The organism is Citrobacter sp. Cpo090, assembly GCF_030332665.1.
Lineage (GTDB): Bacteria > Pseudomonadota > Gammaproteobacteria > Enterobacterales > Enterobacteriaceae > Citrobacter > Citrobacter portucalensis.
The window spans coordinates 1,446,718-1,466,041 of the sequence record NZ_JAOWHK010000025.1 but is presented as its reverse complement, the minus strand read 5'-3'; the positions used below and the strand labels follow the sequence as shown (position 1 = coordinate 1,466,041).

At 52.4% G+C, this 19,324-nt stretch carries 21 protein-coding genes; 5 read left to right on the top strand and 16 right to left on the bottom strand.

The window, feature by feature from the left end; all coding sequences use genetic code 11:
* Positions 1 to 32 precede the first annotated feature (32 nt).
* Positions 33 to 242: a transcription antiterminator/RNA stability regulator CspE gene (gene cspE / locus OGY83_RS09825; protein WP_000034825.1), complete on the top strand. Its 210-nt coding sequence runs from the start codon at positions 33 to 35 to the stop codon at positions 240 to 242.
* Positions 243 to 294: 52 nt separating this feature from the next.
* Here cspE and crcB read toward each other — a convergent pair whose 3' ends face one another.
* Positions 295 to 678: a fluoride efflux transporter CrcB gene (gene crcB, locus OGY83_RS09820; protein ID WP_003831281.1), complete on the bottom strand. Its 384-nt coding sequence runs from the start codon at positions 676 to 678 to the stop codon at positions 295 to 297.
* 90 nt (positions 679 to 768) lie between these two features.
* Here crcB and OGY83_RS09815 point away from each other — a divergent pair, with 90 nt between their 5' ends.
* Positions 769 to 1,557 carry a deaminated glutathione amidase gene (locus OGY83_RS09815; RefSeq protein WP_286635772.1) on the top strand — a complete coding sequence of 263 codons (789 nt, stop codon included), beginning with the start codon at positions 769 to 771 and terminating at the stop codon, positions 1,555 to 1,557.
* 128 nt (positions 1,558 to 1,685) lie between these two features.
* Entirely contained in the window at positions 1,686 to 1,889 is a 204-nt protein-coding gene (gene tatE, locus OGY83_RS09810; RefSeq protein WP_003022699.1) for a twin-arginine translocase subunit TatE, read from the top strand.
* A 98-nt stretch (positions 1,890 to 1,987) separates the two neighbouring features.
* On the opposite strand, the gene lipA is transcribed toward tatE, so the two are convergent.
* The 10 genes from lipA to OGY83_RS09760 form a co-directional block, all read right to left on the bottom strand.
* Entirely contained in the window at positions 1,988 to 2,953 is a 966-nt protein-coding gene (gene lipA / locus OGY83_RS09805; RefSeq protein ID WP_194211070.1) for a lipoyl synthase, read from the bottom strand.
* A gap of 206 nt (positions 2,954 to 3,159) precedes the next feature.
* Positions 3,160 to 3,801 carry a lipoyl(octanoyl) transferase LipB gene (lipB, locus tag OGY83_RS09800; protein ID WP_079936941.1) on the bottom strand — a complete coding sequence of 214 codons (642 nt, stop codon included), beginning with the start codon at positions 3,799 to 3,801 and terminating at the stop codon, positions 3,160 to 3,162.
* A 114-nt stretch (positions 3,802 to 3,915) separates the two neighbouring features.
* A complete protein-coding gene (ybeD, locus tag OGY83_RS09795; RefSeq protein ID WP_003022706.1) occupies positions 3,916 to 4,179 on the bottom strand; it encodes a DUF493 family protein YbeD in 264 nt (87 codons plus the stop codon).
* A 106-nt stretch (positions 4,180 to 4,285) separates the two neighbouring features.
* On the bottom strand, positions 4,286 to 5,497 hold the full coding sequence (dacA, locus tag OGY83_RS09790) for a D-alanyl-D-alanine carboxypeptidase DacA (RefSeq protein WP_003022711.1): 1,212 nt from the start codon (positions 5,495 to 5,497) through the stop codon (positions 4,286 to 4,288).
* Between the two features lie 142 nt (positions 5,498 to 5,639).
* The gene (gene rlpA / locus OGY83_RS09785) at positions 5,640 to 6,755 is read right to left on the bottom strand and encodes an endolytic peptidoglycan transglycosylase RlpA (protein WP_286635771.1); all 1,116 of its coding nucleotides are present in this window, start codon (positions 6,753 to 6,755) and stop codon (positions 5,640 to 5,642) included.
* Between the two features lie 10 nt (positions 6,756 to 6,765).
* Positions 6,766 to 7,878: a peptidoglycan glycosyltransferase MrdB gene (mrdB, locus tag OGY83_RS09780; protein ID WP_003022718.1), complete on the bottom strand. Its 1,113-nt coding sequence runs from the start codon at positions 7,876 to 7,878 to the stop codon at positions 6,766 to 6,768.
* Between the two features lie 2 nt (positions 7,879 to 7,880).
* Positions 7,881 to 9,782 (bottom strand): peptidoglycan DD-transpeptidase MrdA, encoded by a 1,902-nt coding sequence (mrdA, locus tag OGY83_RS09775; protein ID WP_057063295.1) that lies wholly within the window; start codon positions 9,780 to 9,782, stop codon positions 7,881 to 7,883.
* A 30-nt stretch (positions 9,783 to 9,812) separates the two neighbouring features.
* Entirely contained in the window at positions 9,813 to 10,280 is a 468-nt protein-coding gene (gene rlmH, locus OGY83_RS09770; RefSeq protein ID WP_003022725.1) for a 23S rRNA (pseudouridine(1915)-N(3))-methyltransferase RlmH, read from the bottom strand.
* A gap of 3 nt (positions 10,281 to 10,283) precedes the next feature.
* Positions 10,284 to 10,601 carry a ribosome silencing factor gene (gene rsfS / locus OGY83_RS09765; RefSeq protein WP_003022728.1) on the bottom strand — a complete coding sequence of 106 codons (318 nt, stop codon included), beginning with the start codon at positions 10,599 to 10,601 and terminating at the stop codon, positions 10,284 to 10,286.
* Positions 10,602 to 10,855: 254 nt separating this feature from the next.
* Positions 10,856 to 11,467, bottom strand: coding sequence for an adenosylcobalamin/alpha-ribazole phosphatase (locus OGY83_RS09760; protein ID WP_286635770.1), 612 nt, complete (start codon positions 11,465 to 11,467; stop codon positions 10,856 to 10,858).
* A gap of 96 nt (positions 11,468 to 11,563) precedes the next feature.
* On the opposite strand from OGY83_RS09760, the gene cobD reads away from it, so the two are divergent.
* Positions 11,564 to 12,658 (top strand): threonine-phosphate decarboxylase CobD, encoded by a 1,095-nt coding sequence (gene cobD / locus OGY83_RS09755; protein ID WP_286635769.1) that lies wholly within the window; start codon positions 11,564 to 11,566, stop codon positions 12,656 to 12,658.
* Here the strand turns inward: cobD and nadD are convergent.
* The 4 genes from nadD to leuS are packed head-to-tail and all read right to left on the bottom strand — an operon-like array spanning position 12,633 to position 17,497.
* The gene (gene nadD, locus OGY83_RS09750; protein WP_194211068.1) at positions 12,633 to 13,274 is read right to left on the bottom strand and encodes a nicotinate-nucleotide adenylyltransferase; all 642 of its coding nucleotides are present in this window, start codon (positions 13,272 to 13,274) and stop codon (positions 12,633 to 12,635) included. The two genes, cobD and nadD, sit on opposite strands and share 26 nt — an antisense overlap.
* 1 nt (position 13,275) lies before the next feature.
* Positions 13,276 to 14,307: a DNA polymerase III subunit delta gene (holA, locus tag OGY83_RS09745; RefSeq protein WP_286635768.1), complete on the bottom strand. Its 1,032-nt coding sequence runs from the start codon at positions 14,305 to 14,307 to the stop codon at positions 13,276 to 13,278.
* Positions 14,307 to 14,900 (bottom strand): LPS assembly lipoprotein LptE, encoded by a 594-nt coding sequence (lptE, locus tag OGY83_RS09740; protein WP_286635767.1) that lies wholly within the window; start codon positions 14,898 to 14,900, stop codon positions 14,307 to 14,309. The genes holA and lptE overlap by 1 nt, the downstream gene beginning before the upstream one ends.
* Before the next feature lie 14 nt (positions 14,901 to 14,914).
* Positions 14,915 to 17,497 carry a leucine--tRNA ligase gene (leuS, locus tag OGY83_RS09735; RefSeq protein ID WP_139762564.1) on the bottom strand — a complete coding sequence of 861 codons (2,583 nt, stop codon included), beginning with the start codon at positions 17,495 to 17,497 and terminating at the stop codon, positions 14,915 to 14,917.
* A 235-nt stretch (positions 17,498 to 17,732) separates the two neighbouring features.
* Here leuS and OGY83_RS09730 point away from each other — a divergent pair, with 235 nt between their 5' ends.
* A complete protein-coding gene (locus OGY83_RS09730) occupies positions 17,733 to 18,215 on the top strand; it encodes a zinc ribbon-containing protein (RefSeq protein ID WP_006685521.1) in 483 nt (160 codons plus the stop codon).
* A gap of 96 nt (positions 18,216 to 18,311) precedes the next feature.
* On the opposite strand, the gene rihA is transcribed toward OGY83_RS09730, so the two are convergent.
* The gene (gene rihA, locus OGY83_RS09725; protein WP_286635766.1) at positions 18,312 to 19,247 is read right to left on the bottom strand and encodes a pyrimidine-specific ribonucleoside hydrolase RihA; all 936 of its coding nucleotides are present in this window, start codon (positions 19,245 to 19,247) and stop codon (positions 18,312 to 18,314) included.
* Positions 19,248 to 19,324: the final 77 nt, after the last annotated feature.

Below are 19,324 nucleotides of genomic sequence, written 5' to 3'. Positions count from 1 at the left end.
TTGTGTCTATTTTTCATGTAAAGGTAATTTTGATGTCTAAGATTAAAGGTAACGTTAAGTGGTTTAATGAGTCCAAAGGATTCGGTTTCATTACTCCGGAAGATGGCAGCAAAGACGTGTTCGTACACTTCTCTGCAATCCAGACCAATGGTTTTAAAACTCTGGCTGAAGGTCAGCGTGTAGAGTTCGAAATCACTAACGGTGCCAAAGGCCCTTCTGCTGCAAACGTAATCGCTCTGTAAGCATACGGCAGCAAGCATTCAAAACCCGCTTAATTGCGGGTTTTTTTTCGCTTCAGTGTGCGGGAGAGGCCGAAACCAGCCAGAATGCCAGGGCGGTCATCGCAAATGATCCCAACAGATTCACCAGCACATTCACCATAGCCCAACCAAAGCGTCCTTCCTGTAGCAAAAACACCACTTCAGCAGAGAAAGTGGAAAACGTTGTTAGTCCCCCGCAAAAGCCAGTTGTAATCAGTACCTTCCACATTGGGTCAATGTTTGTCATGCGATTAAACCACGCCAGACCCATACCAATGATAAATGCGCCAAGTAAGTTTGCAGCCAGCGTACCGAATGGAATGGCCTGATGCAGCGGGTTAAATCGCATGCTCAACATCCATCTTGCTACACTACCTGTACCACCACCAATAAAAACCGCTAAAAGGAGTTGTAACACTGCATAATCCTGCTATTTGATTGTATATAGAATCAGTGTAACGCTGAATAATCGTGGTTGGCGAGCCTAACAACGTTTTCTGGAGGGAATATGTTCGTTGCTGCAGGGCAATTTGCCGTGGGACCTTCATGGGAAAAAAATGCAGAAACCTGCGCCTTACTGATGTCCCAGGCTGCGGGAGAGGGGGCATCGTTACTGGTATTACCGGAGGCACTTCTGGCTCGTGACGATCTGGACCCAGACCTGTCAGTGAAATCAGCTCAATTGCTGGAAGGTGGATTTTTGACGCGCTTGCTGCGAGAAAGCGCGCAAAACGAGATGACGACAATCCTGACGATTCATGTTCCTTCTGTGTCTGGCCGGGCATTTAACATGCTGGTGGCGCTACGGGCAGGGCAGGTCGTGGCCCATTACGCTAAATTACATCTCTACGACGCCTTTTCGATTCAGGAGTCACGAAATGTGGATGCAGGGGACGCCATAGCGCCTCTGCTGGACGTAGACGGATTAAAAGTAGGGTTAATGACCTGTTATGATCTGCGCTTCCCTGAGCTGGCGCTGGCGCACGCATTGCAGGGAGCGGAAATTCTCGTATTACCCGCAGCCTGGGTACGGGGATCGCTTAAAGAGCATCACTGGTCTACGCTTTTGGCTGCCAGAGCGTTAGATGCAACGTGTTACCTGATTGCGGCGGGAGAGTGTGGTAATAAGAATATCGGCCAAAGCCGGGTCATCGACCCTTTTGGTGTGACCATTGCTGCTGCGGCAGAAACGCCTGCGCTAATTATGGCCGAGGTTTCTGCAGAGCGGGTAAGGCAGGTCAGGGCGCAACTTCCGGTGTTAAGTAACCGACGCTTTGCGCCACCGCAATTATTATGACGTTTTTTTAAACAAGGCTTGATTCACCTTGTTACAGATTGGTATTGTGTGCGCGCGTCGAAAGGCCGTTAATATTCTCAGGTTAATATGGCGCTTTATGCAGCCTGGTTTAAGTGAAGAAGGTATCTATGGGTGAGATTAGTATTACCAAACTGCTGGTGGTTGCCGCACTGGTTGTTCTGCTGTTTGGTACCAAGAAGTTACGTACACTGGGTGGAGACCTGGGAACGGCAATCAAGGGCTTCAAGAAAGCAATGAACGACGATAATGCCGATGCTAAGAAAGATGCTGATGGTAGCGTTCAGGCTGAGAAGCTTTCTCATAAAGAGTAATGTCAGGAGCATGATGCTCATACTGCATACTCTGCATGAAAAAAAACCGGCAATTTGCCGGTTTTTTTATTGCTGATATGTAAGTGAGTATTACACGATTACTTCACTTCCAGACCTTTGGCCTGCATGTCAGCATGGTATGAAGAGCGAACGAATGGACCGCAGGCTGCATGGGTAAAGCCCATTGCCATAGCTTCGGCTTTCATCTCATCGAACTCATCCGGGCTTACATAGCGTTGAACCGGCAGGTGATGGCGGCTTGGCTGTAAATACTGCCCCAGCGTCAGCATGGTGACACCATGGCTGCGCAGGTCACGCATGACCTCAATGATTTCAGCATTGGTTTCGCCCAGACCGACCATCAGACCTGATTTGGTCGGGATCTCCGGGTGCGCTTCCTTGAAACGTTCCAGAAGCTTCAGTGACCAGTTGTAGTCAGCCCCAGGGCGTACATTGCGATAAATACGCGGTACGTTTTCGAGGTTGTGGTTAAACACGTCTGGCGGCGTGTCGGTGAGGATATCCAACGCGCGATCCATACGACCACGGAAGTCTGGCACCAGCGTTTCGATTTTAATCGACGGGCTTTTCTCACGAATAGCGGTGATGCAGTCAGCAAAGTGCTGAGCGCCGCCGTCACGCAGATCGTCGCGGTCAACGGAGGTAATGACGACATAGCGCAGCGCCATGTCAGCAATCGTCTGAGCAAGTTTTAACGGCTCGTTAGCATCAGGAGCAACCGGACGGCCATGGGCAACGTCACAGAATGGACAACGGCGAGTACAGATTGCGCCGAGGATCATAAAGGTTGCGGTTCCGTGATTGAAACATTCAGCCAGGTTAGGACAGGAAGCTTCTTCGCAGACAGAGTGCAGGCCATTTTTGCGCATTGCTGCTTTGATGCCCTGGATGCGAGTGGAGTCCGCTGGCAGTTTTATTTTCATCCATTCCGGTTTACGCAGCAGGGCTTCACGCTCTGTTGCCACATTTTTTACCGGGATAAGAGCCATCTTATCGGCATCGCGGTATTTAACACCGCGTTCCATCACAATGGGTTTACTCATAGCTTGCGTGTTCCAGTTGCGAATTACGAAGGAAAGCGTTTCAATTCAAGGGAATGTTGCATTTATCAACTATTTTTGAATTAGTGATACGCAGTATATCATTGAAACGGGCCAGAAAGCAGCCTGACAGGCTGGCAAAATGTAAAATAGTTGTTGTTTTGTGCCATTTGCCACAACATATGCCGTGGCAAAGTATGCGCGTATTTTCAGTCCGCGATGTACTCGTGCGGTGGGTTACCCAACAGCGCCAGAATGTTGCTCAGCAGCCTTGGGCGAATGCTCTCGGTCGTGGCGGTGCTATCCCACTGCGATACCTTCGCCATTTCCATTCCGGCATAACCACAAGGATTGATACGCAGGAAAGGCGACAAGTCCATATCCACGTTGAGCGCTAAGCCGTGAAATGAGCAACCTTTACGGATACGTAACCCCAAAGAGCAGATTTTCTTCTCTCCAACGTATACGCCTGGCGCATCGGCTCGCGGGTGGGCATCAATACCGATTTCCGCAAGGGTATTCACCACGGTTTGCTCCAGCAGCGTAACCAGTTCGCGAACGCCAAGTTTACGACGCTTCAGGTTCAACAGCACATACATGACCTGCTGGCCCGGCCCGTGATAAGTCACCTGACCGCCACGATCGCTCTGGATCACCGGAATATCTCCCGGCATCAGTACGTGCTCTGCTTTACCTGCCTGACCCTGGGTAAAAACAGGATAATGCTCTACCAGCCAGATTTCGTCATAACTGTTTTCATCGCGGGTATCGGTGAATTCGTGCATGGCCAGAGAAACTGGCTCGTAAGGTTGAAGACCGAGCTGGCGGACAAGAATTTTATCCTGATACAAAACGGCATCTCCGTAGATACTCACATAGAGTAGAGAATATAAAAGAGGGGAAAAAGTATATCACAGGAGGGAGGGGTTACCCGAGCGGGGATGCAGCGGGTAACCAACAGGTTTTTACAGTACCATGCGAACGATATCGATATTGCCTAATTCTTCGTACAGCGTTTCAACCTGCTCAATGTGTGTAGCAGTAATAGTGATTGAGACCGAGTGGTAGTTGCCTTTGCTGCTCGGTTTTACCGTCGGAGAGTAATCACCTGGCGCATGGCGCTGTACCACTTCAACCACCTGATCAACCAGCTCAGGCAACGCCTGCCCCATTACTTTGTAAGTAAATGGAGTAGGGAATTCAAGCAGTTCGTTAAGTTTGGTTTTCATGTCAGCTCCGGCGTTACATCAATAAATAATAACTCCCACAGCGCGTGGGAGTTATCTGGATACCTAGTATATGGGGACGTAAATCACACTTTCAAGTGTTCGATTTTTAGCCAAACCAGTGATGGAACATTAATTTAATGTAATCAATGATTTTCCCAAAGAAGTTGCCTTCAGGGATTTCCTGCAGGACTACCAGCGGGCGCTGCTCGATAGTTTTGCCATCTAACTGGAAGTTGATGGTGCCGACAACCTGGTTTTTCTGCAGCGGTGCGTGCAGTTCCGTGGTGTTCAGTACATAGCTTGCTTTCAGATCTTTCATGCGGCCGCGCGGAATAGTCAGGTAGACATCTTTATCTACGCCTAACGATGCACGATCGGTGTTACCAAACCAGGCGGGTTCTGAAGCAAACTCTTTACCGACTTTCAGTGGGTTCACGGTTTCAAAGAAACGGAAGCCCCAGGTCAGCAGTTTTTTACTTTCGGTTTCGCGACCTTTATAGGTGCGGCCACCCATGACGGCAGAGATCAGACGCATCTGACCTTCGGTTGCGGATGCAACCAGGTTATAGCCAGCCTTGTCGGTATGACCGGTTTTGATACCGTCGACATTCAGGCTGTTATCCCACAGCAGGCCGTTACGGTTTAACTGACGAATGCCGTTAAAGGTGAACTCTTTTTCTTTATAGATAGAGTATTCGTTAGGCACGTCACGAATCAGTGCCTGGCCAATCATCGCCATGTCGCGAGCCGAGCTGTACTGACCGTCAGCATCGAGACCATGAACGGTCTGGAAGTGGGTGTTTTTCAGGCCCAGCGCGTTTACATAGCTGTTCATCAGACCGACGAAAGCATCCTGGCTACCGGCTGCGAAGTCCGCCATTGCCACACACGCGTCATTCCCGGACTGCAGGTTTATACCACGGATCAGCTGGGAAACAGGAACCTGCATTCCTGGCTTCAGGAACATCAACGATGAACCTTTGAAGACCGGGTTACCCGTAGCCCAGGCGTCATTGCCGACGGTGACCAGATCGGTTTCTTTGAATTTCCCGGCTTTCATCGCCTGGCCGATGACGTAGCTGGTCATCATTTTGGTCAGGCTGGCGGGGTCGCGGCGAGTGTCAGCGTTCTGTTCTGCCAGAACTTTGCCTGAATTGTAATCAATCAGGATATATGACTCCGCATCGATCTGCGGAACACCCGGGATCATGGTTTTAATATTCAGGTCATCGGCATGGGCAGCAGAGAGAGAAGCTGCGCAGAGAGCCGCGGTGAGCGCCATACGCTGCACGAAACGAGCGGAAAAAGTGGTCTTCATGGTCTGAACTACGACGTCCGTGATGAAATTAAAAAAAGTGCCCTACTATAGCAAATGCAAAACGGGCAGGCATCTGACTTTCCGCGTGACTTTGTTAATGTCATTTACAGAAACTGACAGTTCAGATACCTGATTTACGTTATTACACGCCAGTGATGAAGGACTGTAATTGCGCCTCGGATTGAAGACGCTGTTGCAATGTGGAGGCTTCAGCTTTGCTGGCGAACGGCCCCATCTGGATACGCCAGACTGCGCCGTTTTGTACCACCCGACCTGGGACGCCAAACTGTTGGCTTAAACGTTTTTGATACTGCTGCGCACGCGACTGCTCGCTGACAGCGCCAACCTGAACCACGTAGCGTCCGTTGGCTACTGCCGCTGCCGCTGGCGCAGGTGCCGCGACGGCGGTTGGTGTTGCTGCTGGTGCGGTTGGCGTTACCGGTGCGGTAGTGGTCGGTTGCGGAGCCGGAGTCGGTTCACTACCTTCCAGCACGCCTGCAGCGAGTGTGGTCGGCGCACCGAGGAATCCACTGCTGTTCACTGGCGCACCAGTTGTATCATCGCTTTTCAGCGTGGAATTGCTGATCGGACGAATATCGCCTTGCGGCTGACCCGCATCCGATGGCGCAGGCATGCTGCCCATATTGCCACCGCCGCTTAAATCAGGACGCGCGGGCAGGGCATAGGTTTGCTTTGCGACTGTCGTACAAGTCATTCCTGGACCGGACAATGAACCATCCTGGGCGACGATGATCGGGTCGATACGCACTTTGGTGTTGTTGGAGGTATTCAGACGGTCGGCTGCCGCACGTGAAAGTGAAATCACGCGATCGTTGCCATAAGGGCCGCGATCGTTAATACGCACGACAATCATCCTGCCGTTTGCCAGGTTGGTTATTCTGGCATAGCTTGGGACTGGCAGCGTCGGATGCGCTGCGGTTAACTGCATCGGGTCGAACGCTTCACCAGACGCGGTTAAGTTGCTTCCTGGTTCCGCATCATAGATAGCGGCAAGCCCTGCCTGGCTAAAGCGGGAAGGGTCCTGGACGATTTTGTAGCTCTTACCATCACGCTGATAGTCCTGATTCGCCGTTGGGTTCAGGGGTTCAAAGCGCGGATCGGCCCCGCTGATTTCAACAATCGGACCATTACACACCGCAGGCTGCGGCGCGACAGCACCCTGTTGCTGACCATCATCACTCGAACACGCCGCAAGCATTCCTGCTGCGATGCAGATACCAAGCCACTGCTTACGCATTGCGTACCCCTTACACGCTTTTCGACAACATTTTTCTATGGGTATGGATCGACATAACAATCCCGAACCCGGCCATCAGCACGATAAGTGCCGAGCCTCCGTAACTGACCAGTGGGAGAGGAACGCCAACCACGGGCAGAATACCGCTCACCATACCAATATTTACGAAGACATAAACGAATAATATCAACATTAAACCACCCGCCATGACGCGACCAAAGGTGGTTTGCGCGTGGGCAGCGATCCATAATCCGCGCATAATCAGCAAAATGTACAGCGCCAGCAGAATTAAGATCCCTACCAGACCCAGTTCTTCCGCTAATACCGCGAAGATAAAATCTGTATGACGTTCGGGTAAAAACTCAAGCTGCGACTGCGTACCGTGTAGCCAGCCCTTACCGCGTAGACCGCCGGAGCCAATAGCAATTTTAGACTGAATGATATGATAACCCGCACCCAGTGGATCGGTTTCCGGATCGAGTAACATCATGACGCGCTGACGTTGATAATCATGCATCAGGAAGAACCACAGTATCGGGATAAACGCCGCAACCAGGACCACCGCAACACCGATTAAGCGCCAGCTCAAACCGGAAAGGAACAGAACAAACAGGCCGGAAAGGGCAACCAGAATTGAAGTGCCGAGGTCAGGCTGGGCTGCGACCAGCAGGGTAGGCATAAATATCAGCACCAGCGCAATGGCGGTATTTTTTAGCGATGGCGGGCAAACATCACGGTTGATGAAGCGCGCGACCATCAGCGGCACGGCGATTTTGGCAATTTCGGAAGGCTGAAAACGCACAATACCCAAATCCAGCCAGCGCTGCGCCCCTTTGGAGATAGCGCCGAAAGCATCTACCGCCACCAACAGAATGATGCAAAAGATGTAGAGATAGGGGGCCCAGCCTTCATAAACCCTGGGCGGGATTTGCGCCATCACCACCATGATGACCAGACCCATTGCGATCTGACCGACCTTGCGCTCCATCATGCCGATATCCTGGCCGCTGGCACTCCAGATGACCAGCGAGCTGTAAACCAGCAGTGCCAGCAAAATAAGCAACATCGTGGGATCGATGTGGATTTTGTCCCAGAATGTTTTTTTGTTCGGATTATCCGTCACGATTATTGGTCCTCCGCTGCTGCAACCGCGGGGTTTTCTGCAGGCAGATTGGTGTTGTTGTCGCCCAACATAATGTGGTCAAGGATCTGGCGCATAATGGTACCCACAGCCGGGCCCGCGCCACCGTTTTCAAGGATTATGGCAACAGCAACCTGGGGCTTATCATAGGGTGCGAAGGCCGTCATCAGCTTGTGGTCACGTAAGCGCTCGGCGATCTTGTGCGCGTTATAGGTTTCATTGGCTTTCAGGCCAAAGACCTGTGCAGTACCGGATTTCGCCGCAATTTTGTAAGGTGCGCCAGCGAAATATTTGTGTGCAGTACCGTTAGGACGGTTCGCGACACCGTACATGCCGTCTTTTGCGATTTCCCAATAACCGGAATGAATGTCACCAACGGGTGGTTCGTGTGGCTGTACCCACGGTACCTGCTTGCCGTTTTCTGCCGTGCTCATCAGCAGATGCGGGACTTTTACCAAACCGTCGTTGATAAGGATCATCAGCGCTTTACTCATCTGGATAGGGGTTGCCGTCCAGTAACCCTGACCGATGCCGACCGGAATGGTATCACCCTGGTACCATGGCTTTTTAAACCGTTTTTGCTTCCACTCGCGGGTTGGCATGTTTCCGGCGCGCTCTTCGGCAAGATCGATGCCCGTATATTGGCCGTAGCCAAACTTGCTCATCCATTCTGAAAGGCGGTCTATCCCCATATCATAGGCGATTTGATAGAAAAACGTATCCGCGGACTCTTCCAGGGAACGGGTGATGTTCAGATGGCCGTGCCCCCATTTTTTCCAGTCGCGGTAACGTTTTTCAGAGCCCGGTAATTGCCACCAACCCGGATCGAACAGACCAGTATTGCGGGTGATGACGCCTGCACTTAATGCAGAAACCGCGACGTAAGGTTTAACCGTCGAAGCAGGAGGGTAGACACCCTGAGTCGCGCGGTTAACCAATGGGGTATTCGGGTCATTGAGCAACCCGGAGTAATCTTTACTCGAGATACCATCGACAAACAGGTTCGGGTCGTAGCTCGGCATGGATACCAGTGCCAGTACGCCACCGGTACGCGGGTCGGTGACGACCACCGCGGCACGACTGCCCGCCAGCAGCGTTTCAATGTACTGCTGGAGTTTCAGGTCAAGGGTGAGATAGATATCGTGCCCGGCCTGCGGTGCCACTTCTTTCAGTTGGCGAATGACGCGGCCGCGGTTGTTCACTTCAACTTCTTCATAACCAGTCTGGCCGTGAAGTACGTCTTCATAATAGCGTTCAATACCCAATTTACCGATGTCGTGCGTTGCCGCGTAGTTGGCCAGCTTGCCGTCTTTGTCCAGGCGGTCCACGTCTTTATCGTTGATCTTCGATACGTAGCCAATGACGTGGGTCAGCGCAGAGCCGTAGGGGTAATAGCGGCGTTTATAGCCTTTAACTTCGACGCCGGGAAAGCGATATTGATTAACGGCGAAGCGTGCCACCTGCACTTCACTCAGGTTAGTTTTTACCGGAATGGAAGTGAAGCGGTGTGAACGGGCACGCTCTTTTTTAAAGGCGGCAATGTCATCGTCCGTCAGGTCTACGACGTTACGCAGCGCGTCAAGGGTATCCTGAACGTTGTCGACCTTTTCTGGCATCATTTCTATCTGATAAATGGTGCGGTTAAGGGCGAGTGGAATTCCGTTACGGTCATAAATGATGCCGCGACTGGGGGCGATAGGCACCAGTTTGATGCGGTTTTCGTTCGAGCGGGTCTGGTAATCAGTAAAGCGAACGATTTGCAGATTATAAAGGTTGGCGATCAGCACGCCGGTGAGCAGCAAAATCCCCAAAAAAGCGACCAGCGCCCGGCGCACAAACAGCGCGGACTCAGCCGAATAGTCGCGAAAAGAATTCTGTAGTTTCATCCGCTGCTTAATCTACTCAAGAATCAATGATCACTCACGGTGATAAGGATGGTTGGTGGTGATGCTCCACGCCCTGTACAGACTCTCCGCGACCAGAACCCGAACGAGAGGGTGAGGAAGGGTTAACGCAGAGAGTGACCAGCTTTGTTCCGCTGCCGCTTTACAGGCAGGAGAGAGACCTTCCGGCCCGCCAATCAACAGACTGACGTCACGACCGTCCAGTTTCCAGCGTTCCAGTTCAGTCGCCAGCTGCGGCGTGTCCCAGGGTTTACCAGGGATATCAAGGGTGACGATGCGGTTCTTGCCTGCGGCAGCCAGCATCTGCTCACCCTCTTTGTCGAGAATGCGTTTAATATCCGCGTTCTTGCCGCGCTTTCCTGCCGGGATTTCGATCAGCTCAAAAGGCATATCTTTTGGAAACCGACGGAGATACTCCGTAAAACCGGTTTGCACCCAGTCAGGCATTTTCGTACCCACAGCGACAAGTTGCAGCTTCACGCATTAACTCCAGAGTTTTTCCAGTTCATACAGGCGACGGCTTTCTTCCTGCATCACATGGACAATCACATCACCGAGGTCAACGACGATCCAGTCTGCGACGTTCTCGCCTTCTACGCCGAGCGGCAGCAGGCCTGCAGTGCGGGACTCCTGAACAACGTGGTCTGCGATAGACATTACATGACGGCTGGATGTGCCGGTGCAGATAATCATGCAATCAGTGATGCTGGATTTGCCCTGAACGTCTAAGGCGATGATGTCTTGACCTTTCAGGTCATCAATTTTGTCGATTACAAAATCCTGAAGTGCTTTACCCTGCAAGTGTTCCCCCTGGGTGAAAAGAGTTAAAAACGTCTGTTAGTATACCTGAACCAGAGGCGATATCGGGACAAATGTCTCCGAAAGCGCTTTTGAAGTGCGCTATCATCCCACCCCACGCCGCAGAATGCATCGCCATTTTTGTAAAACAATTTCTGCAAAGCTCTGAAGGGCGGGAAAAGTCAGGTTGCGGAGAATAACAGCCTGTCATGGGGTGTCAATGGGAGAGAAGCCCTTCGGCAGAAAAAACAGTGCTTTCACTCCCCGTCGCGCCATACAGCCCGGCTGTTAAGCACTTTCAGAACCGCAAAATCGTCGCAAAAATCAATTGCGCTCCAGCAACCTTGTTCGACGCGAAAATGCCACATTGCTGCAGCCGGCATGGACAGCAGACGGGCGATCAACACGCTCAGAACACCCTGATGGCTCACCACCAGCAGGTTTTGGCACGTTTTGTAATCAGCGAGCTGAGCAATAAAGCGTTCCACGCGCTGGGAAAACGCCTGAAAACCTTCACCATTGGTTGGTGTCGCATTCTGCCAGTCGTTACACCACACGGCGTAGTTTTCGGCGTCTTCGCGCGCCAGATCGCGATGATGGCGCATTTCCCAGTCACCAAAAAACATTTCATTAAGCTCAGGCATGTTGCGCACAGGGACCTCGCGATCGCCTAAGATCAACTGCGTTGTATGGCGGGCACGTTCCAACTCGCTGCACAGAACGTTGTCGACAGGCACATGGCGTAACAGCGTACCCAGTGTTTGCGCCTGAGCGATACCCCGTTCCGTTAGCGGTGTGGGGGCGTGGCCGCTGTATAAACCAGCGACATTGGCTTCAGTTTCGCCATGACGTACTAACCAGAGTCTCATTTTTTCCTCTTGAGGTTATTCGCACAAAACATGATGTTTGCCCTGATTGCGCAGTGATTTTTCACTAAAATACCTTTTTTTGCGTGGAGCGGCACGATGTCTTTATTGAAGAGCGCGCATGGCGGTAATACCCGAGAAGCCGCTGAACTGTTGGGCATCTCGCCTGAACAATTGCTGGATTTTAGCGCGAATATTAATCCGCTGGGTATGCCAGCAAGTTTAAAACGCGCGATCGTCGACAATCTGGACTGCGCGGAGCGTTACCCGGATGTTGATTACGCTAAACTGCATGCAGCGCTGGCGGAGCATCATCAGATTCCTGCCTCATGGGTACTTGCCGGAAACGGTGAGACTGAGTCGATTTTCACTTTGGTGCAAGGTCTTAAACCACGCCATGCGATGATCGTGACGCCTGGGTTTGCTGAATATCGTCGGGCGCTGCAATGGGGAGATTGTACGATCCATGAGTTTGCGCTGCGCGAAGATGATGGCTGGCAGCTTAACGATGCGATCCTCGATGCGTTAACCTCAGAGCTGGACTGCCTGTTTCTTTGTACGCCCAATAACCCCACCGGCTTGCTGCCAGATAACCGCCTGCTGCGCGAAATAGCCGCGCGTTGTGAACGGCTTGGGATCAATCTGATCCTTGATGAAGCGTTTATCGATTTTATTGCCGGGGAGCAGGGGTTTATTCCGCTGCTTCGGGATAACCCGCATATTTGGGTGCTGCGCTCGCTCACCAAGTTCTATGCGATACCGGGGCTGCGTCTGGGGTATCTGGTCAACAGTAATGAACAGGATGTTGCACAGATGCGCCGCAGGCAAATGCCGTGGTCAATTAACGCATTTGCTGCACTGGCTGGAGAGATTATTTTACGCGACAGCGCATATCAGCAGGCAACGTGGAAGTGGCTGGAGCAAGAGGGCGCGAGGTTTGATCGGCAGTTGAAAGAACTGCCCGGCCTGACGGCGTATCCCGGTCGGGCAAATTATCGTTTATTGCGCTGCGAGCGGGCGGATATTGATCTGCAACACGCAATGCTGGAACAACATGTCTTGATTCGCAGTTGTGCCAACTATCCGGGGCTGGATGCGCGCTATTATCGGGTAGCCGTTCGCAGCCAGGAAGAAAATTACCGCCTGTTGGCGGCTTTACGCAAGGTGCTTAGCGGTACAACCCCTGCTGATTGATATAGTCAAGCACTGCGCCAGGCATCAGGTCGTCGCACGGCTCGCCTTTTTCCAGACGCTCACGGATGAGCGTGGCGGAGATGTTAAACCACGGCGTTTCAGCCAGATAAATTTTCCCGCAAGGCAGGTTGTGCAGGTCATCTGGCGAATGGGTCAGATGATCCTCCAGCCACTGCTGGTGCTTTTCCTGCGCCATTTCGAGCGGATAGCCCGGACGTCGGCACACAATAAGGTGGGTGTTACCCAGAATCGTGTCGTAGTCATGCCAGGAAGGGAAAGTGAGCAGTGAGTCCTGGCCAATAATAAATGCTAATGGCACGTCCGGACCTTGCTCCTCGCGCCACTCTTTGAGCGTTTGTGCGGTGTAGGAAGCGGTATCACGTTTCAGTTCGCGTTCATCGAGCGAGAACAACGGCTTATCGGCAATGGCCAGTTCAACCATGCGCTGACGTTGTTCGCCGGACGCTTCGGGTTGCGCACGATGCGGCGGCACGTTATTGGGCATGATAATAACCCGGGAAAGGCCAATCAGATTCGCCAGAATTTCAACCGGTTTAAGATGACCATAATGCACCGGATCAAAGGTGCCACCGAACAGAGCCTGCAATGATTTCATATCAACCATCAATAAAAACATCGGCCAGCGATTTATGACAAAGCAAAAGGGAAAGTCCCTCAAGTTCTGCCCACACTGACTGACCATAGTCTTGTTTAAGCGTAATTTCCGTACGCGTTAACAACGTTACTGCCTGACGCAACTGCGCCGGATTCAGCCGGTTTAGCGCATCTCCTATCATACCCCGACGATTTTGCCACACCCGGTGTTTATCAAACAACGAGCGCAAAGGCGTATGGGCTGACTGCCGTTTTAAGTTGACCAACAGCAGTAATTCACGCTGTATCGTACGCAGCAAAATAACCGGCTCACTGCCTTCCAGGCGTAACTGTTGCAGAATGTGCAGCGCGCGTTTACTTTTGCCCATCAGCAGCGCATCCACCCAATGAAACGGGGTAAAGTGCGCGGCATCGTTAACGGCTTTCTCCACACGAGGCAGCGTTAATTTGCCATCAGGCCAAAGCAATGCCAGCCGTTCCAGCGCTTGTGCCAGTGCTAAAAGATTACCTTCATAGCAATAACACAGCAGCTGATTGGCTGCGTCATCCAGTTGCAGATTGTTAAGCTTCGCTCTGGCGGCGACCCAACGCGGGAGCTGTGCTTGCTCCGGCGTCTGGCAGCTTACCTGCACCGCATTATTGGCAAGTCCGGTATACCATGCGGCGTTTTCTTGCGCTTTAGTCAGCTTGTTGCCGCGAACAATCAGCAGCAGGTCGTCATGTAGCAGTGTGACGAGTGAAGCGAGCTGTTCGTTAATGGCAGCATTAGGGCCATTTTCAGGCAACTGCAGGAGCAGGGTTTGACGGCTGGCAAACAGGCTCATCGCCTGGCAGAGTGAAAAAATCTCTCCCCAGTCGGTGCTGTTGTCCAGAGTGAAGGCATGGTGTTCTTCGAATCCTTGCGTGGCAGCAGCCTGACGGATGGCGTCCTGGCTTTCCTGCAATAAGAGAGGATCGTTACCTAAGAGCAAATACGCCGCGCGTAGCCCCTCATTGAGCTGTGCGCGGAGTTGTTCAGGGTACAACTTGAGCATCAGTTACCCAGCGTGGTGGAGACACGCGCCGGAGATGACGCAGGCGCCTCGGCTTTATTCACCGCAGGCTCAGCATCAGCCCTGGATGACTGAGTATCGGCCAGATGTACGCTTGGCAGCTTACGAATTAACTGTTCAGCAGCTTTGTCATACATCTCTTTAACGATCATCTCTTGCTCGTTATCCTTCGCCAGTGCAGCCTGTGGGTTGTCAAAGAACGAACGATAAACTTTGGCGCTGATTGGATAAATATCATGACCTGGGATCAGCACGGTAGCACTTACGGACATCACCATCTGGTATTCAGCCGTTTGACCGTTCTGGAATACCGACGCCGTATCCTGCGAAATGCTGACCGCGCCAAGACGTAAGGATGTCACATCTTTACGCATTGTACCGTCTTCAAGCAGCGTAACGCCGTTCAGACGCAGCTGATTACGAACCGCGCGGCTTAATGGGCCGTTCGGATCACCAGAGTTCAGGATCATGGTTTTCATTGAGGGTGGAACCTGCGTAGTACTACGCAGATGCCAGCCACACCCGGCGGTGACAAGCACCGCCAGAGATAACAACAATGTTGTCAGAAGTCGCACGCTTCCTCCCGCGCTTAGCCAACGACCAGATTGAGGAGTTTACCCGGTACATAAATCACTTTACGTACGGTAACGCCATCAAGATATTTTGCCACCAGATGCTCCTGGCCAGCACGTTCACGAACCTGTTCTTCTGTCGCATTTACCGGAACGGTAATTTTGCCACGGACTTTACCGTTCACCTGAACAACAACCAGCTTCGAGTCTTCAACCATTGCGGTTTCGTCTGCCACCGGCCACGGTGCGTTGTCGATATCGCCTTCGCCTTTCAGCGCCTGCCACATCGTGAAGCAAGCGTGTGGGGTGAACGGGTTCAGCATGCGAACGACGGCCAGTAACGCCTCCTGCATCAGGGCTCTGTCTTGTTCGTCTTCCTGCGGTGCTTTCGCCAGCTTGTTCATCAGCTCCATAATCGCCGCAATTGCGGTGTTAAAGGTCTGACGACGACCGATATCATCGGTAACTTTAGCAATGGTTTTGTGCACGTCGCGACGCAGCGCTTTTTGGTCTTCGCTCAACGCATCAACGTTCAGGGCAGCAACATCGCCTTTGGAAGTATGTTCGTAAACCAGCTTCCATACACGTTTCAGGAAGCGGTTCGCCCCTTCAACGCCAGATTCCTGCCATTCCAGCGTCATATCAGCCGGAGAAGCGAACATCATGAACAGACGTACGGTGTCGGCGCCGTAACGTTCAACCATGACCTGCGGGTCGATACCGTTATTTTTCGACTTGGACATTTTGCTCATGCCGGTATACACCAGTTCATGACCTTCTGCGTCCTGAGCTTTGACGATACGACCTTTTTCGTCGCGCTCAACGATGGCATCAACCGGAGAAACCCAGTTACGCTCGCCGTTTGCACCAACGTAATAGAACGCATCGGCCAGCACCATACCCTGGCACAGCAGCTGTTTAGCCGGTTCGTCAGAGTTGACCATGCCCGCATCACGCATCAGCTTGTGGAAGAAGCGGAAGTAGAGCAGGTGCATGATGGCATGTTCAATACCACCAATGTAGATATCAACCGGCAGCCAGTAGTTTGCCGCTTCAGGATCCAGCATCCCTTCGTTGTACTGCGGGCAGGTGTAGCGCGCGTAGTACCAGGAGGATTCCATAAAGGTATCGAAGGTGTCGGTTTCGCGCAGCGCAGGCATGCCGTTAACGGTGGTTTTTGCCCACTCTGGATCGGCTTTGATTGGGCTGGTAATACCGTCCATAACCACGTCTTCCGGCAGAATAACCGGCAACTGGTCTTCTGGCGTCGGCAGTACGGTACCGTCTTCCAATGTGACCATCGGAATTGGCGCACCCCAGTAACGCTGACGGGAAACACCCCAGTCACGCAGACGGTAGTTCACTTTACGCTCGCCTACGCCTTTCGCTACCAGCTTGTCAGCAATGGCGTTGAAGGCAGCTTCGAAGCCGAGGCCGTCAAACTCACCGGAGTTAAACAGCACGCCTTTTTCGGTCAGGGCTTGTTCAGACAGATCCGGCTCTGCGCCTTCAGCGGTCAGAATTACCGGCTTGATGGTCAGGCCATATTTTGTCGCAAACTCGTAATCGCGCTGATCGTGGCCCGGAACGGCCATGACTGCACCCGTACCGTATTCCATCAGGACGAAGTTTGCTGCCCAAACCGGGATCTCTTCGCCAGTCAGCGGGTGAACAGCTTTAAAGCCCGTGTCGACGCCTTTCTTCTCCATGGTTGCCATTTCGGCTTCAGCAACCTTGGTGTTGCGGCATTCGTCAATGAAGGCGGCCAGTTCTGGGTTATTTGCAGCAGCTTTCTGCGCCAGCGGGTGACCTGCGGCAACGGCCAGATAGGTCGCACCCATAAAGGTGTCCGGGCGGGTGGTGTAAACGGTCAGCGTGTTGTCGTAACCGTTCACATCGAAGGTGATTTCCACGCCTTCAGAACGGCCAATCCAGTTGCGCTGCATCGTTTTCACGGTGTCAGGCCAGTGATCCAGGTTATCCAGGTCACGCAGCAGTTCGTCAGCGTAAGCGGTGATTTTGATGAACCACTGTGGGATTTCTTTACGCTCGACTTTGGTATCGCAACGCCAGCAGCAGCCGTCGATAACCTGTTCGTTCGCCAGTACGGTCTGGTCGTTCGGGCACCAGTTGACCGCAGACGTTTTCTTGTACACCAGGCCTTTTTTGTACAGCTCGGTGAAGAATTTCTGTTCCCAGCGGTAGTATTCCGGGGTACAGGTCGCCAGCTCACGGCTCCAGTCGTAACCGAAACCCAGCATTTTGAGCTGGTTTTTCATGTATGCGATGTTGTCGTACGTCCACGGTGCCGGCGCGGTGTTGTTTTTAACCGCTGCGCCTTCCGCAGGCAGACCGAACGCATCCCAGCCAATTGGCTGCAGTACGTTTTTACCCAGCATGCGCTGGTAGCGGGCGATCACGTCACCGATGGTGTAGTTACGTACGTGGCCCATGTGTAGTCGACCAGAAGGATAGGGAAGCATAGACAGGCAGTAATACTTCTCTTTGCTCTCGTCTTCGGTAACTTCAAATGTGCGCTTCTCATCCCAGTGAAGCTGTACTTTGGATTCTATCTCTTCCGGGCGGTATTGCTCTTGCATGGCAGCCAGTGGTCCTGTTTTCAATACAGCTACAAACGTAGCTCTAGATGTGGTGTTTCAGATCCGCATAGCATAGCCCAAACGCCCGCGCCAAAACAGCCTTTCGCGCATTCAGCGTTGAATTCCCGCAAGGATAATTCTTGCACGAATTTACACACTCTGTGGACAGTCTTGCAAAGCGTAGCGTAAATAACGTCTATTATTATAGACAGTTAACGACCCAGGAGGCGAAGCGATGAACAAGGTTGCTCAATATTACCGTGAACTGGTGGCTTCACTGAGCGAACGTCTGCGTAATGGCGAACGCGATATCGATGCGTTGGTGGAGCAGGCGCGTCAACGAGTTATGCAGACCGGGGAGTTAACGCGAACCGAGGTGGAAGAGGTCACCCGGGCCGTCAGACGCGACCTGGAAGAGTTTGCTCTGAGCTATGAAGAAAGTCTCGATGAGGAGACAGACAGCGTCTTTATGCGGGTTATCAAGGAGAGTATCTGGCAAGAACTAGCCGATATTACTGATAAAACGCAGCTCGAATGGCGCGAAGTGTTCCAGGACCTCAGTCATCACGGGGTTTATCACAGCGGCGAGGTGGTCGGATTAGGTAATCTGGTCTGCGAGAAGTGCCACTTCCATTTAGCGGTTTACACCCCGGATGTGCTGCCGCTATGTCCGAAATGCGGACACGATCAGTTTCAGCGCCGACCGTTTGAACCGTGATCGCTTATTGCCGGATGGCGACGTAAAGCGTCTTATCCGGCCTACAAATTGCACGATTTTGTAGGCCGGATGAGCGTTAGCGCTATCCGGCGTGTATTAGGCGTAAAACTTCAGCCGTTCTGCCAGCAAATCGACAAACCATTCGCGATCCACGTCCACCATTACGGTGGCATTTGGCGTATTGCCGCTCAGGAAGTAGTAATCCACCACGGTCATTCCCTGGGTATATTTACCCTGAGTTTCCACGCCGACCCAGCGTTCAACGGTGGTAAATAGTTCAGGTTTCAGCAGCCAGGCAATGGTGCATGGGTCATGCAGCGGTGCGCCGACGAATCCCCATTTTTCATCTTTGTGATATTCAAAGAAGAAGTCGAGTAGTTCAGCAACGATCGTCGAAATAGGATTGCCGATAGCGCGGAACCGCTCGGTATCTTCGCGATGTATTTGCGCTTTATGTGTGACGTCCAGACCAGCCATCACCACCGGAATACCCGACTGGAATACGATTTCAGCGGCTTCAGGATCCACGAAGATGTTGAACTCGGCGGCGGGCGTCCAGTTTCCGAGGCCCATTGCACCACCCATAATCACGATACGGGCGATTTTGGCGTGCAGCTCCGGATAGCTATTCAGAAGCAATGCTACGTTAGTTTGCGGCCCGGTGGAGACAATGGTCACCGGTTCCAGGCTGTCACGCAGGGTTTTCGCCATCAGTTCCACAGCGGTACAGTCCAGTGGCGCAAAAGCGGGTTCCGGCAGCGCCGGGCCATCCAGCCCACTCTCACCGTGGACGTTATCGGCAATAATCAGATCGCGCATCAGTGGCTTCACTGCGCCGCCGGCCACGGGGATATCCGTACGGTTGAGCAACGTTAACATGCGCAACACGTTACGCAGCGTTTTGTCGGGTGTCTGGTTACCGGCAGATGAGGTTATCGCTTTCACATCCAGTTCAGGTGAGGCGAGGGCGAGAACAATTGCGATAGCGTCGTCATGACCTGGATCGCAATCAAACAGGATAGGAAGTGCCATTGTTGCTCCTTGTAAGTGGGACTTTGTGACAAGGTTAACGCTGGGCTGTATCTGTTTCGAGAAGTGAAGAGATAAAT